The sequence below is a fragment of the Propionibacterium cyclohexanicum genome (genome assembly GCF_900111365.1).
GTDB classification, from domain to species: Bacteria; Actinomycetota; Actinomycetes; order Propionibacteriales; family Propionibacteriaceae; genus Propionibacterium; species Propionibacterium cyclohexanicum.
In genome coordinates, this window is the sequence record NZ_FOGZ01000020.1 from 1 (window position 1) to 12,682 (window position 12,682).

Annotated in this window: 10 protein-coding genes; 7 read left to right on the forward strand and 3 right to left on the reverse strand. The window is 63.9% G+C overall.

Annotated elements, in window-relative coordinates; all coding sequences use genetic code 11:
• The first annotated feature begins 171 nt into the window (after nucleotides 1–171).
• The 4 genes from BMX93_RS09480 (at nucleotide 172) to BMX93_RS09485 (ending at nucleotide 4,270) form a co-directional block, all read left to right on the forward strand.
• A complete protein-coding gene (locus tag BMX93_RS09480; RefSeq protein ID WP_143052872.1) occupies nucleotides 172–645 on the forward strand; it encodes a hypothetical protein in 474 nt (157 codons plus the stop codon).
• Between the two features lie 58 nt (nucleotides 646–703).
• The gene (locus BMX93_RS12765) at nucleotides 704–1,264 is read left to right on the forward strand and encodes a hypothetical protein (protein WP_218139293.1); all 561 of its coding nucleotides are present in this window, start codon (nucleotides 704–706) and stop codon (nucleotides 1,262–1,264) included.
• Between the two features lie 2,008 nt (nucleotides 1,265–3,272).
• The gene (locus BMX93_RS12770; RefSeq protein WP_143052874.1) at nucleotides 3,273–3,809 is read left to right on the forward strand and encodes a hypothetical protein; all 537 of its coding nucleotides are present in this window, start codon (nucleotides 3,273–3,275) and stop codon (nucleotides 3,807–3,809) included.
• 155 nt (nucleotides 3,810–3,964) lie between these two features.
• Nucleotides 3,965–4,270 carry an RHS repeat-associated core domain-containing protein gene (locus tag BMX93_RS09485; protein ID WP_143052875.1) on the forward strand — a complete coding sequence of 102 codons (306 nt, stop codon included), beginning with the start codon at nucleotides 3,965–3,967 and terminating at the stop codon, nucleotides 4,268–4,270.
• Nucleotides 4,271–4,546: 276 nt separating this feature from the next.
• Here BMX93_RS09485 and BMX93_RS09490 read toward each other — a convergent pair whose 3' ends face one another.
• Entirely contained in the window at nucleotides 4,547–6,391 is a 1,845-nt protein-coding gene (locus BMX93_RS09490; RefSeq protein WP_091970437.1) for a TM0106 family RecB-like putative nuclease, read from the reverse strand.
• Nucleotides 6,392–6,394: 3 nt separating this feature from the next.
• Nucleotides 6,395–7,090: a demethylmenaquinone methyltransferase gene (locus BMX93_RS09495; RefSeq protein WP_218139294.1), complete on the reverse strand. Its 696-nt coding sequence runs from the start codon at nucleotides 7,088–7,090 to the stop codon at nucleotides 6,395–6,397.
• A 117-nt stretch (nucleotides 7,091–7,207) separates the two neighbouring features.
• Here BMX93_RS09495 and BMX93_RS09500 point away from each other — a divergent pair, with 117 nt between their 5' ends.
• Both BMX93_RS09500 and BMX93_RS09505 read left to right on the forward strand, forming a co-directional pair.
• Nucleotides 7,208–7,900: an ABC transporter ATP-binding protein gene (locus BMX93_RS09500; protein WP_177170169.1), complete on the forward strand. Its 693-nt coding sequence runs from the start codon at nucleotides 7,208–7,210 to the stop codon at nucleotides 7,898–7,900.
• A complete protein-coding gene (locus BMX93_RS09505) occupies nucleotides 7,897–9,693 on the forward strand; it encodes a DUF6297 family protein (RefSeq protein WP_342735982.1) in 1,797 nt (598 codons plus the stop codon). Before BMX93_RS09500 ends, BMX93_RS09505 begins: the two co-directional genes overlap by 4 nt.
• A gap of 56 nt (nucleotides 9,694–9,749) precedes the next feature.
• Here BMX93_RS09505 and BMX93_RS09510 read toward each other — a convergent pair whose 3' ends face one another.
• Nucleotides 9,750–10,991 (reverse strand): chorismate-binding protein, encoded by a 1,242-nt coding sequence (locus BMX93_RS09510; protein ID WP_091970439.1) that lies wholly within the window; start codon nucleotides 10,989–10,991, stop codon nucleotides 9,750–9,752.
• Nucleotides 10,992–11,243: 252 nt separating this feature from the next.
• Between BMX93_RS09510 and BMX93_RS09515 the strand changes: the two genes are divergently transcribed.
• A complete protein-coding gene (locus BMX93_RS09515) occupies nucleotides 11,244–12,596 on the forward strand; it encodes a geranylgeranyl reductase family protein (protein WP_091970442.1) in 1,353 nt (450 codons plus the stop codon).
• The last annotated feature ends 86 nt before the right edge of the window (nucleotides 12,597–12,682 follow it).

The window sequence follows — 12,682 nt, forward strand, 5'->3', positions numbered from 1 at the left end:
CCTCGGAAGGCCTCGGCCACTATCCGGGCACCGACGCGCCGCGCCCTCCCACCACGGCTGCTGCGTCGCCTACACCCTCATCTGGGAAGAGCCCGGAAACCCAATGGACTCCTTCGGGGCCCTACTGCTTACACGCTTTTTGCGTGGGCCTTCTTGCTGTGGGCCGCTTTTATGGTTGATTTGATGGTCACGGCGATACTCACGTTTCTTTTATGGGGTAAATTTGATGTTCTCTCGAACGTACTCGAAGTAGTTTCCTTAGCGCTGATCGCTTCCTTCATCGGTGCCGCCCTTGCTGGATTCGCAAAAATGAAGAAAGAGATCTATGCTGGGTACACAACACTTCCCTGGTCTACAGAGAGTATCTCGATCCGTGATCCCAAGACGGGTAATCTGCTGAGGCTCAGTGGCGAGGCTCTTCCCAAAGGGGGGCGTTATCTGACGTTCAGGCTTTTGCGGGCCGAAGAGCACGATCCGCACCCCCGGGTCCCTGTAGGGGGCGGCACGGGCTTCCAGTCGGGTGGGGGCCCGGCACAAAGGCATTCCCGCCGTGTCATGCGGGTGATCCGGTGGGTGCTCATCGGCTGTTTTGTGGCGATCGCGATGGCACGGGTGTTGTTGGCATTGCATACCGGTTCGCTCTAGGCATGGTTACGGTGAGTGTTGCCTCCCACCCCTCGTGGCGCTGACCGGGCAGGCGTATGTGTACACCGGCGATGATCCCCTCAACCGGACAGACCCCACCGGGTTGTTCGACTGGGGACTTGCACTGGGAATCACAGCAGGAGTTGTGGGAATCGCAGCATTAACAATCTCCACAGCAGGAGTTGGTGATTTGACCTTCTTGGGCGCGGGAATTGGTATAGAAGCAGATATCGGCGCCGCGGGACTAGGGGCTGTATCAACTGGAGTTGATTGCTCACATGACTGGAAGAGCCTCCAGTGTGGCTTAGATACGTTATCATTGGGATTTGGTGGTGCGGGAATAGTTGGCGATTTTTCCCACTTGGGAAGAGCTTTTTCGATGGCAATGGGCGGTCTTTCTGATGTCTATACGTGGGAGAGCGTCGGAGTCACTATCTATGATGATACTCGCGACGACGATGAGGACGCCAGTTCCCGCTCTTCAGCCGATGGATCCACCTCGGGTGATTCCAGTTCATTTGGTGAAGATCCTGGGAACCGGTCCTCAGGGGTACACTCAAGCTGGGGTTCGAGTTCCTATCCAGATTATACAAGGACAGGATACGGCTACCCATGCTGAGATGGTGGGCAGAACTTTATCAGTGAACGCCGGATTGGAAGATGACCCCTTCTCTCGAACCGAATCGCGGAGAGGAGATAATATATCTTCAGGATATTATATCATATATCATGGTTTTTGAGTGAGATGGATGAATATTGTCTGAACTTACTGAATATGCACAGCAGCGAGAATCCCGCCGTTCTCAAAACGCTTTCGTAATGGGAGGATTCACGGGATGCATGATTGCCTCTCTGGCCGCATCAGCACTTCTTGGCGGTCGAACTTTGTGGTGGCTGATTGCCCTACTGCTCTTGTTGACTGTGTTCATGGCATATCTCTCTGTATCAATGATGGTTCCTGTACACCCGGATCATCTCGTTCCATTGCGAGAGCAGCCGGCAGGCGCTTGGCCAGCGATGGTTCGGGCGAAGTCCTTCGAACGGGTAATTGAACGGCGACCGAGGATAGAAGACTTCGCAGAACTTCCGGGGCGTATCACCTTCGAATCCGACAGGACCATCGTGTGGGTCATGGGTAAGAGCAACCGAATGGTCTTTGGGCCTCTAGAACGACGTTGGCAGCCACCATATACCTTGTCGGCTCGCAGGCTTAAAGGGATAGGAGGTCAGGTACACTTGATAATTCGGACCGGTCCTGACCCCGCACAAGACGTTGATGACATATGGCTCCATCTGGCCAAAGATTTCCCGATCTAGAGGTCCGCTGCCCAAAGTCAGGGTTGACCTCGCGACCACTGGCACGACCGGGAACCCCCACCCGGTACGGCTGCGACGAGGCGATGTGTTCGTGGCGGCTGAAGGCGGAAGCGAAGACACTGTGAATCAACTCGCTGGGACAGCGTGCACAGCAGGTGCCGGTGGTTCAGCAGCAATCGGAATCTCAGTGACGGGGGCGGGAGAGTGTGGGGAATCTCCTACTTCTGCCGAGATCGATTTCAGCGGTGGGGGAGACTTCGGTTGGGATGTCAATGTGGGACTTTCCAAGACGTGTGTGTGGGCGCCGTTCGGGAGCTATGCAGGATGTTCAAATGAAAATCAGGATTCGTCGTCAAGCGATCAGTCACCAAGGGGATCGTCCTCATCGGGAAGTTCAAGGGGAAGTTCTCCGCAGAGTGCGGCGCCTGAATATGGAAGTACTGTGCACCAGTACTATGCCACTTCCGCAGATTGCCCGGGATGAAGATAGAATAGATAGAGGGATGATCGTCGCGCGGAGATATATGATGTGAAGCACATAGTCACCGCTTAGTCGGAGTTTGTACCTATTCTGGAGTGGGCTTATGATGAGCGAAAACGAATGCGGCGAACTTATCGCCACGATTACTCCCTATGCTGTCGGGATCAGGATCGGTCGAGGAGGGGGCTTCAATGCGAGTTGGCCCTTCTTTCGGGAATTTCTAATCTATCAGCGCGGGCTATATGTGGGAAATTTCATGTCGAACTCTTGGGTGCCACGTAGTTCTATCACGTCGATCCGAGTGGGCTTGTTCAGTCTGAGAATAAAGTGGACATTGGGGGGGAGAAGAATCATCGGCCATGATTACCAGTTTCCGTCACGCACGGAACATCTCAGCTGCTCTTGAACGAGCCGGATATCAAGTGCATTCTTGACACAAATGAGCCACGATAGGGAAGAACTCCTGGGGTCTAGGGGTCCCAGATACCGTTCTGGTTGTTGGATGGGATAATGCTCTCCAAGTGTTCTGGTTCTCGGTGGTGTGTCGCGATCCGGGGATGGGCTGCGAGAGGAGATAGGATCAGGCGAGGGATCGCTTCGAGAGATGGGCGTGGGGAGACCAGATCTGCGGGAACGGGATCTCACAGTGGAGGGAATTCTGGTTATGGCTACTCTGAGTCTTCTTTTGATGGCGGATCTCCATGCTGACTCCACGGCTTCTCGATGTGGCACTTGGTCAGTCACAGAATGATCAGAAGTATCGCCTCGTGCAGCTGCGGGAGGCGAATTATCCTGCAAATCGCATTGAACAAGGGCTATTATGGACCAATTGACTGAGTATGCCAAAGAGCGTGAGTCGCGTCGGCTGATGGGGGTGTGGCCAAGGGTGGGTACGTTCACCTTCATTCTTGTGGTGGCCTTCATGCACGGTGGAGGACCGTGGGTTACTGGGTTGCTTGTTGTGCTCGGCGTCGCAGCCGCATATCTCACGTTGAGTGTGGTGATCCCGGTGCAACCGGATCATCTCGTGAGACCTCACGAGACCCCCGTAGGGGTTTGGTCGGCATCAATGCGTGCGCGGTCCTTTGAGGAGGTGGTCAGCCGACGTCCGAATACCGAGGAATTCATGACACTTGGTGGGAAGATCACATTCCACGCGGATGGAACGGTGGTGTGGCGCGTCGGATCGTTTTCTGAACGACGTTTCGGGCCCTTGGAGCGACGCTGGACACCTCCATATGACCTGACTGCTCGCCGGCTCAAGGGGCCACGCCACCAGTTGCATGTTGCTATCCAGACCGGTCCTGACCCAGAACTAGATGTTGATGATGTGTGGCTATGGGCAACAAAGAATTTCCCGATTTAGGGGTCTGCCGTCCAGAGCGAAGGATGGTACGAGCCAGGCGTTTGATGCGGCGGGGCGGTTGTGTTGGTTGGCCTCGTTGGCGGTGACTGGGGTGTGGTGCTCTTGTGTCGGGTGCGGCGACCTATTCGTCTATCGGCACCGGACAGGGCACCGCCATGACCCCGGCGTCGGGGGCGGGGAACCAGCAGTTCTATTTTTCGGATCCGCATGGTTCCACTGTCGCCCTGACCAACAGCACCGGAACCGTGGATGCCACGTGGGCGTACAGTCCGTGGGGTGTTGTGACGGCGCATAGTGGTGCCGCGTCGACGTCGATTCTGTTTGCGGGGGCGTATAGGGATGCGGAGACTGGGCTGCTCTACCTGCAGGCCCGCTACTACGATCCGGCCACGGCGGTGTTCCTCACTGTCGATCCTCTCGTGGCGCTGACCGGGCAGGCCTATGTTGTACACCGGCGATGACACCCTCAACCGAATAGACCCCACCGGACGTTCCTGGCAGGCTTTCGTGGCGGGCGCAGCGAGCGCGGTCTTTGGTAATGGTCAAGTCCCGTGGCGTGGTGTCACTCCTGTTGTTCCCTGTGATGGGTGAGGGGCAGGCGGTGAGGTAGAGCTCGCAGCGGGCTGTTCGAGGTGGCCGTTCACACCTGGATAGGTCCTGCAGATGCAGACCAATTCAGGTTTCCAAGCGTCTTCCCGGTACGCTGAAATGGTGGCCGGAGAGATATGGAAACCGGCCTACCGGAGAGTCCGCAGCCATTCCCGAAGCGCCAAGGTGGCGCGGGTGTCGTCCTCGTTGTATTCGAGCACCCGGCGCCGCAGAGCTGCCTTCTCCACAGCGTCGGCGGAGCCGACCGCTCTGGCGAACCAGCGTTGGGAGTTCAACCCGCCGGGTTCCTCGTCTCGCCACCGGAACCCCGCCCCAGACTGAGCCAGCGCCTTGAGGCCAAGCCCATGAGCTCCGAAGAAGTTGCTCCGGACGACCGGGAAGAGATCGAAGAAGGCAGTGCGGGTGAGTCGATTGGCGGCCCGTACGGTCTGGGGCAGGCCACCGGAGGCCGCGATCCGTCTGATGTGGACCACCTCGAAATCCGAGTAGTGGTAGACGCGTCCCTCCGGATGCGCCTCCAGCTGTGCAACGAGCCATGTCATCGCCTCTTCGGCCAGTGCCCGTTCGGCTGCCTCATCGAGCACGGCGAAGCGCGAGAAGTGCACATAGTGCGAACCGGCGGAGTCCTGAGGATCGCTCACAAGAAAACCCCACAGGTAGACCCGATCGCGTACCGAGGTCTCGATGTCCAAGTCGATCGACCACCCGTCGGGCGGCAACTCGATCGCTCCCGGGCGGGTGCGTTCCAGCGTCTCCCCTCGGGCGAGCAGCCGAGCCCGGCGTGCCGCGACCCGCAGCCGCTTTTCCCCACCCGCCCTGTGCGCGACCTGCGGAAGATAGTCCGGCAGCAGCGCCTCGATGTCGGCGCTGGCCAGCTGCTGGATCGTCTGGATGCCCATGGCCCGCAGCAGACTGACCTCCCGAGCATCGAGGCGGGCCTTGTCGATGTGCAGGCTCAGGTCGTTCTCGTCGAAGCGCGGCCGACAGACCGGCCACCACGGGCACCCCTCGCACTCGTCCACGACCACCGGACGCACGGCAGGCTCGGGGCCAGTGCCGCCGCCATGACGACCCAATGCCACCCGCGCCACGTGCAGCCGGAACTCGAACTCGTGGTCATAGCGCTCCAGCGCGCTGAAGCGCCGCCAGCCACTGCGGGCGGTGCGGGCGAAGACACGCAGCACCGGGGCATCGAGCGCGCACCATGTGATGAGGGCCCGGCCACCGCTCGCAAAGCCCTCGGGTGAACCGGACACCGGGGTCCAGGCAGCGGCGCCGCCCACCCCCGCAGGCCGCTCCTGGCCGCCACTCGCCGGGGCGGGCACCACCCGGTCCGTACCGATGAGACCACCGCTGGGTCGTCCGCCCGCCTGCCAGCCCAGCGACTCCAGCATCCGCCAATGATGGGCAAGCCTCAGCAGGTCCCTCTCGCGGCTCATGCGCACCACGGCCCCCACGACGGCGATGTGTGCCGCGCCTTCTCCCACAAGCTGGGCGTCGGGCCCATCCCCGTGCTCGGACTTTTGAAGGACCCGGTGGCGCACGAGGAGCACGGGACGATATCCCGAGGCATGCCCTCCAGGCCCACCGGCCAGGACAAGCGCATCCGGACTCCCGCTGCGATGGCCGGCCATGTCATGTGGCAGCCGAGGCCAGACGATCACCGGGGCCATCCGGTCGACCGCCGCCACCGTCGCGGCCACCTGGGCTGCTTCCTCATCCCCCGCCAGGCCCCGCAGATCGACGGCCCCCGGCCATTGGCCAAGCCGCTCGAGCAGATCCTCGGGCCCGGGCGTCGTGGCCGGCGCCTCAGCAAGAGGGCTTGCTTCAGCGGCGCCCGCACTGCCGTCGCGCGCCGGGCGCGACACCGCCGGGTCGAACCAGTTGTGCGTCGCAACTGGGCATCTCCAGGCCGCATCGGCATCGAGCAGGAGTGCGGACGCCGACGCGCCCGATAGCGGATCGCCGCCCATGCCTCATTCCGCCCACGCCCGGTGCAGGGCCACGATGCCCCCGGAGAGATTGCGCCAGGCGATGCGTGACCAACCAGCTGCAGCCAGCATCTCGGCCAGCGGCTGCTGCGCCGGCCAGGCCAGGATCGACTCCGTGAGATAGGAATAGGAATCCGGGTTCGAGCCGAGCCTGGCAAACAGAGGCATCACGGTGGCCAGGTAAAAGTCCTTGTAGACCATCCGTAGGGGGGTGGAGGTCGGCGTGGAGAACTCACAGATCACCAGCCGCCCGCCCGGTCGTGTCACCCGGCGCAACTCCCGTAGCGCCGCCGCAGTGTCCTCGACATTGCGCAGTCCGAAGCTGATCGTCACGGCATCGAAGGCCCCGTCACGATAGGGCAGCGCCGTCGCATCGCCGCGCACGAAGGAAAGCCCGGGCTGGCGTCGTTTGCCGGTGACCAGCATGCCCATGGACAGGTCGGTGGGGAAGACATGCGCACCAGCAGCCGCGAAGGGCGCCGACGAGGTACCCGTCCCGGCAGCCAGGTCCAAGACATTCTCACCAGCCCGGGCGTTCACGGCACGGACGACCTGCCTGCGCCATGCCCGGTCCTGGCCCAGGCTCATGAGATCGTTGAGCAGGTCATAGCGGGGCGCCACCTGGTCGAACATTCCGGCCACTTGGTCGCGCTTCTTCTCCAGCGTCGCACGGGTCACCACGAGCCTATTCTGGCAGACCGGGGGGACCCGGCCCCGGCTTCCTCTGGCAGGCCTGCGGCACGCAGGGCGGGTGTGCGCCGGGGGCTCGACTGGGACGGATCGCCGCCGTGCACCACAATGGGGGCCATGGCGAGGCGCGCGACGGTCCTGAAGATCAGCAATCTGGTGAAGAAATACGGGGAGCACACGGTGCTCAGCGGGTTCAGTCTGGAGGCACACGAATCCGAGGCGATAGCCCTGACCGGACGCAATGGTTCGGGCAAGTCGACTGTGCTGCGATGCATCGTCGGCTCCGACAAGCCGACGGAGGGCACCATCGAGGTACTGGGCGTCAAGGCGAAGGACACCGATCCCGAATTCCGCCGCAATGTGGCCACCGTCATCGACGACCTGGACTTCTTCCCCGATCTGTCGGTCGTGGAGCACCTCGACCTGCTCGCCCGGGCCCACGGTCTCGAGGACACCGACGAACTCGTCGATTCCATCCTCGATGAGGTCCAGCTGGTGCCCCAATCCGGGCAGCTGCCAGGCACGCTGTCAAGCGGGCAGCGCCGGCGCCTGGCTCTGGCCACGGCCTTCGTGCGGCCCAAGAAGCTGCTCATCCTCGACGAGCCGGAGCAGCGCCTCGACCAGGAGGGTATCGCCTGGCTCGGTCAACGGCTGCGCCACGAGAAGGACGACAACGGGCTGTGCATCGTCATGGCCAGTCATGAGCCCAGTCTCGTGGCCGCTGTCGGGGCGCGGGTCGTGCGCCTGGGTGCGCCGGAGAGCTCCGCGCAGTCCCTGGCGGAGCCGGAGCAGCTGATATGAGCCGCCGGCGCAACCGCCACAGGAACGCACCCAAGGCGTCGCACCCGACCCAGCAGGACATGGCGGTCGCCGAGACACCGCAGGCTGAACCGCAAGCCCCTCAGATCGACTATGACTTCGTCGACATCAACCCCGAGGCCCAGGGCGTTGTCGACGAGCGCCAGCTCATGCTGCTCGTCAAGGACTGGCGCAAGGGGCGCGCCACCCGCACCCTGTGGGACGTGCTCACCGACGGCTATGTGGCCGTGTTCACGCTCGTCGTCGTGGCCGCCATGGTGATCAGCGCCATCCGGGCAGCCCAGCACCAGGCCTCCGGATGTACGACAGGGGGCTGCTCCACCGCCCGTGAGCTACTGCCCTGGCTCGTGATGACCGGGCTGTGGGTGGCCCTCTTGGCGATCAGCCGGATCTTCGGGCCCGTCGTCGCATCGGCTGCGGAGGGCTTCTGGCTGCTCGATGCGCCGCTGCGCCGCTCCCAGCTGCTGGCCCGAAGGCTGTGGCTCATGGTTGCCGGCGCCGGCCTGCTCGGCGCGGTACTGGCTGCGCTGGTCACTGCACTGACCGGGCTGGACACCCACACGGTCATCGCCTGGACGATCGCCACCGGCATCACCGGCGCAGGATGGATCGCCTTCGCCGCGGCTCAGCAGGGCGCCGGACGCACCGCTCTGGTACGTCTCGCCCAGGCCATCGTGGCTGCCCTGGCAGTACTTGTGCTGCTGGCCGTCATCGCCACCGCCAGCGGCTGGGTGAGCCTGGCAGTGGGCTCGGGACTCTCGGCTCCACTGGCCATCGTCGTTGGCGCGGTGGGTCTGGTGCTGTGTGTCATCGCGGCCGTGCTGGCACGGCGCCGCCTCGACCACGTGGGCCGCAGTCAGCTTGTGAATGGCGGCGAGCTCGTCTCGGGCATGCAGGGTGCCGCCTTCGCCCTCGACTTCGCCCTGATGCGCGACATCCTGGTGGAGCGGCGCAATCAGATCCGCGGGCAGGTCAAGCCGCAACGCGGGCGCGGGCTGGGCACGAAAGCCATCGTGTGGCGCGACGTCCAGCGGCTGTGGCGCAACCCGGCGCCGCTCATCGGGCTGGCCGTGAGTGTCGTGGTTCCCTATGCGCTAAACTCGCTGGGACTGAGCGTCATGTCAGCGAGCTTGTCGGCTCTGGTCCTGGTGGCCGTCATGGTTCCCTTCATGGATTCCATGCGCGTGCTCAGCCGCACCAAGGGCCTGGCCAGGCTGTTCCCGATGAGCAACGCTCAACTGCGCGATGCGGTGACCATCGTGCCGGTGATGCTCACCCTGGTGTGGGCGCTGCTCACCACACCGGCCTTCATCCTGCCGCTCGGCGGTCAACCGGCCACCCCCGCGCACCTGTGGTACGGAGTCGTGGCGGGCGTCGCGGGCCTGCTCGGGGCAATCCGCTGGGTGAGCGCGAAATCGGCCAATTACAACGCCCCGATGGTCTCCACCGGTGCGGGCGCGGTGCCCCCGGGACTCATGTTCAACATGGTGCGAGGCCTGGACATCGTCGTTGTCGTCACCTTCCCGCTCATCATGAGCTGGTCCCCCATCGTCTCGGTGATCATCGCTGTCATCGCGTGGTCGGTGCTGCGCAGCGGAGGAATCAACCAGCAGGAGATGCTCGAGGCCTCCGAGGAGTCGCGCAAGGAACTCGCCAAGATGCGCGAGGAGCGCAAGAGCGGGGTCACCCAGACCGGTCCCGCCCGGCCCAAGCAGGTCGTCACCCGCTCGGGGACGGTCCCGGTGCGCAAGCGCCCGCCGCTGCGCACCAAATAGCCGCTCTGCAGCCCGCCGGCTGCAATAGCCGTTCTATAAGCCCGCCGGCTGCCCGGTCACTGGCCTCGCAGGATCTCCCGCATCTGGGAGAACTTCATCTCGGTGGAGACCAGCTTGTTGTGCGGAAGTGTGCTCGCCGAGATCGTGGAGGAGGCATACATCGTCAGCTCGGTGCGGTTCGGCATCCGGTGCACGGTGCGCTGGGCGACGTACCACTCGCCGTCGCCCTGGGCGTCGATCCACCCCACCGGCGCGGTGAAGTGCCGGCGCTCCAGCTTCTCGTCCTCGGCGATGATCTGGCGGGCGTTGCCGCGCGGTGAGCCGACCACCGAGGCCACCGGGTGCAGTGCCGCGGCCAACTCGAGCGAGGAGTTGTCCGGGGCTGCGACACCCGAGATGTCGGTGGCCAGGTAGAGCATGTCGGGGAAGGTGGCCACGAAGGGCGCCTCGGGGATGTGCATGCCGGTGAAGAAAGGGCTCAGCGATTCCTTCGAGGCCTCGATGGCCAATTTGTGCTGATGCATCCGCTCGCCGGAGGAGAGCAGGGTCGCCATCCTGGTGGCATTGTCGATGCTGCCGAGCCGCTCGATCCCGCCTGCCAGGACGCGCGAAGTGACCAGCCCGTTCTCGCGGTGGAGCATGACATCGGGAGTGGCGCCGACCACGCCGTCCACGAGATAGCAGGTGCACGAGTTGTAGTTGATGAGCCACTGGCGCAGCACCCAGGCCATCGAGATCGGACTCGTGGCGATGGCTCGCAGATCGCGCGCCAGCACCACCCGCTCCGCATCGCCGCGCTGCATCCGCTCGCTCACATGGGCGATGAGCTTGAGCCATCTCGCGCCGGTGACCTCGCCGTCCTGGAAGTACAGCCCCATCGGCGGCTGGGGCGCCGGCTGGACGGGGGGATGCACCGGGCTCACCCGGTCATAGCCGACCTGGGTCAGCCAGGCGACTCCGTCGCGGCGCCCGATGATCACCTCGGGGACGACGAAGACCGGTTTCGTATGTCCGCGCTCCGGGTCGAAGACGAAGGCTCCGTACGCCAGCGGGCCGGTGCCGAACCGTCCGGGCATCTCGGTCTCGTTCTCCACCGTGGCGGCGAACTCGGACCACCAGCTATTGGCCTCGGCCATCGTCGGACCGTCCAGCCGGGCGATCTCGCCGAGCGCCACGAACCCGTCATTGCCGCGCAGGAAGGCAGCGCCCGAGCCGTCGGTGTAGCGGGTGAGCGGTCCGGGGTCGGGAATGGCGATGGTTGAAGCGTGCAGTCGCGACGATCCCGGGTTGATGATCACGCCATGAGATTAATCGACCAGGGCCGCAGTGCCGAGCTCGTTCGTCAGATGGGGCGTGCACCCAGGCAGCTTCGCGCCGGGCCGGTCGAGCCAGGGCGCTGGGCGGATCGGGTGAGCTGGTGCGCCAGCTCCAGCCCCGCGACTAGGAACTCTGTTGCCCGGATTGCTGACACCATGCCCCATGCCTTCTAGACTGGCCGCGCGAGGAAGCCCGGTTTTCCGGCGAGCCCATTCCAGTGTCGGAGGAGAGCCATGGAACACGAGGTGGGGCACAAGGCAGTGCCCGAGAGCCCCGGCGTCGAACTCGCCTCGGTCCTCACGGCCCGGCGCGGTGAGCTGTCGGACAGCGCTTTTCCCACTGAGGCAGATGTCATCGTCGTCGGGGCCGGGCCGGCCGGGTCGTCCACAGCGGCCTTCCTGGCCCAGCGCGGCCTCGATGTCGTGCTGCTGGAGAAGTCACACTTCCCCCGTGAGAAGGTCTGTGGCGATGGTCTCACGCCGCGGGCGGTGCGGATGCTCACCAGACTCGGGATCAACACCTCGCAGCAGGCCGGCTGGCAGCACAACAAGGGACTTCGCGTCTATGGTTCCGGGGCACAAGGATTCGAGCTGCCCTGGCCACAGCTCGCCGACTATCCCGACTATGGGCTCACCTGTACCCGGGCACGTCTCGACGACCTGCTGGCCGGGCGTGCCATGGCCCTGGGCGCCCACCTCGTGACAGGTGCCACGGTGAGCGCACCGCTGCTGGTGGGCGAGCGGATCGTCGGGGTGCGGACCGCCGACGGCCACTCGGTGCGCGCGCCGATCGTTGTCGCCGCCGACGGCAATTCGGCGCGGCTGGCCATCTCGATGGGCCGTCAGCGGCGCGAGGACCGTCCGCTCGGCGTGGCAGTGCGCAGCTACTACACCAGCCCTCGCCACGACGACGAGTGGATGGAGAGCTGGCTGGAGCTGTGGGACGGTGAGCCTGGGCGCTCGCATCAGCTTCCCGGCTATGGCTGGGTCTTCCCGATGGGCGACGGCACCTGCAACGTCGGCCTCGGCATGCTGAACTCGTCACCCGCCTTCGGCCATACCGACTACCGCGGCCTCATGCGCAGATGGCTCGCCACGACGCCGGGGGAGTGGCAGTTCGACGAGGACCACCGCACTGCGCCGATCACGGGGGCGGCCCTGCCGATGGCCTTCAATCGTCAGCCCGCCTACGCCGATGGCCTGCTGCTGGTGGGCGACTCGGGCGGTGCGATCAACCCCTTCAACGGCGAGGGCATCAGCTATGCCATGGAATGCGGAGAACTGGCTGCCGACGCAATTGCCGAGGCTCATGCCCGCGGGATCACGACCCGCGCGTCCGAGCGGGCGCTGGCGGGCTATCCCACGGCGCTGGCAGCACGCTTCGGCGGCTACTACAGGCTTGGCACGATATTCGTCAAGCTCATCGGCAATCCCCGCATCATGCACCTGTGCACCACCTATGGGCTGCCGCACCGCACCTTGATGGTTTTCGTGAACAAGCTGCTCGCCAACTTGACCGATCGCCATCGAGGGGATGCTATGGACCATGTCATCAACGGTTTGAGCAGAGTTGTTCCGTCCGTGTGATGGGTACTGGGCAGGACGAGCGAGGAGGTTCGTCCCAGCCGGCAGTGTTCCACTCCTGAGTGTGTCGACGAGGATCTCGCGGGAAA

Excerpts from the sequence above, each read along its gene's own strand:
- BMX93_RS09480 (WP_143052872.1), top strand. The coding sequence starts at position 172 with ATGGTTGATTTGATGGTCACGGCGATACTCACGTTTCTTTTATGGGGT.
- BMX93_RS09485 (WP_143052875.1), top strand. The coding sequence starts at position 3,965 with ATGACCCCGGCGTCGGGGGCGGGGAACCAGCAGTTCTATTTTTCGGAT.
- BMX93_RS09490 (WP_091970437.1), bottom strand. The coding sequence starts at position 6,391 with ATGGGCGGCGATCCGCTATCGGGCGCGTCGGCGTCCGCACTCCTGCTC.
- BMX93_RS09500 (WP_177170169.1), top strand. The coding sequence starts at position 7,208 with ATGGGGGCCATGGCGAGGCGCGCGACGGTCCTGAAGATCAGCAATCTG.
- BMX93_RS09505 (WP_342735982.1), top strand. The coding sequence starts at position 7,897 with ATGAGCCGCCGGCGCAACCGCCACAGGAACGCACCCAAGGCGTCGCAC.
- BMX93_RS09515 (WP_091970442.1), top strand. The coding sequence starts at position 11,244 with ATGGAACACGAGGTGGGGCACAAGGCAGTGCCCGAGAGCCCCGGCGTC.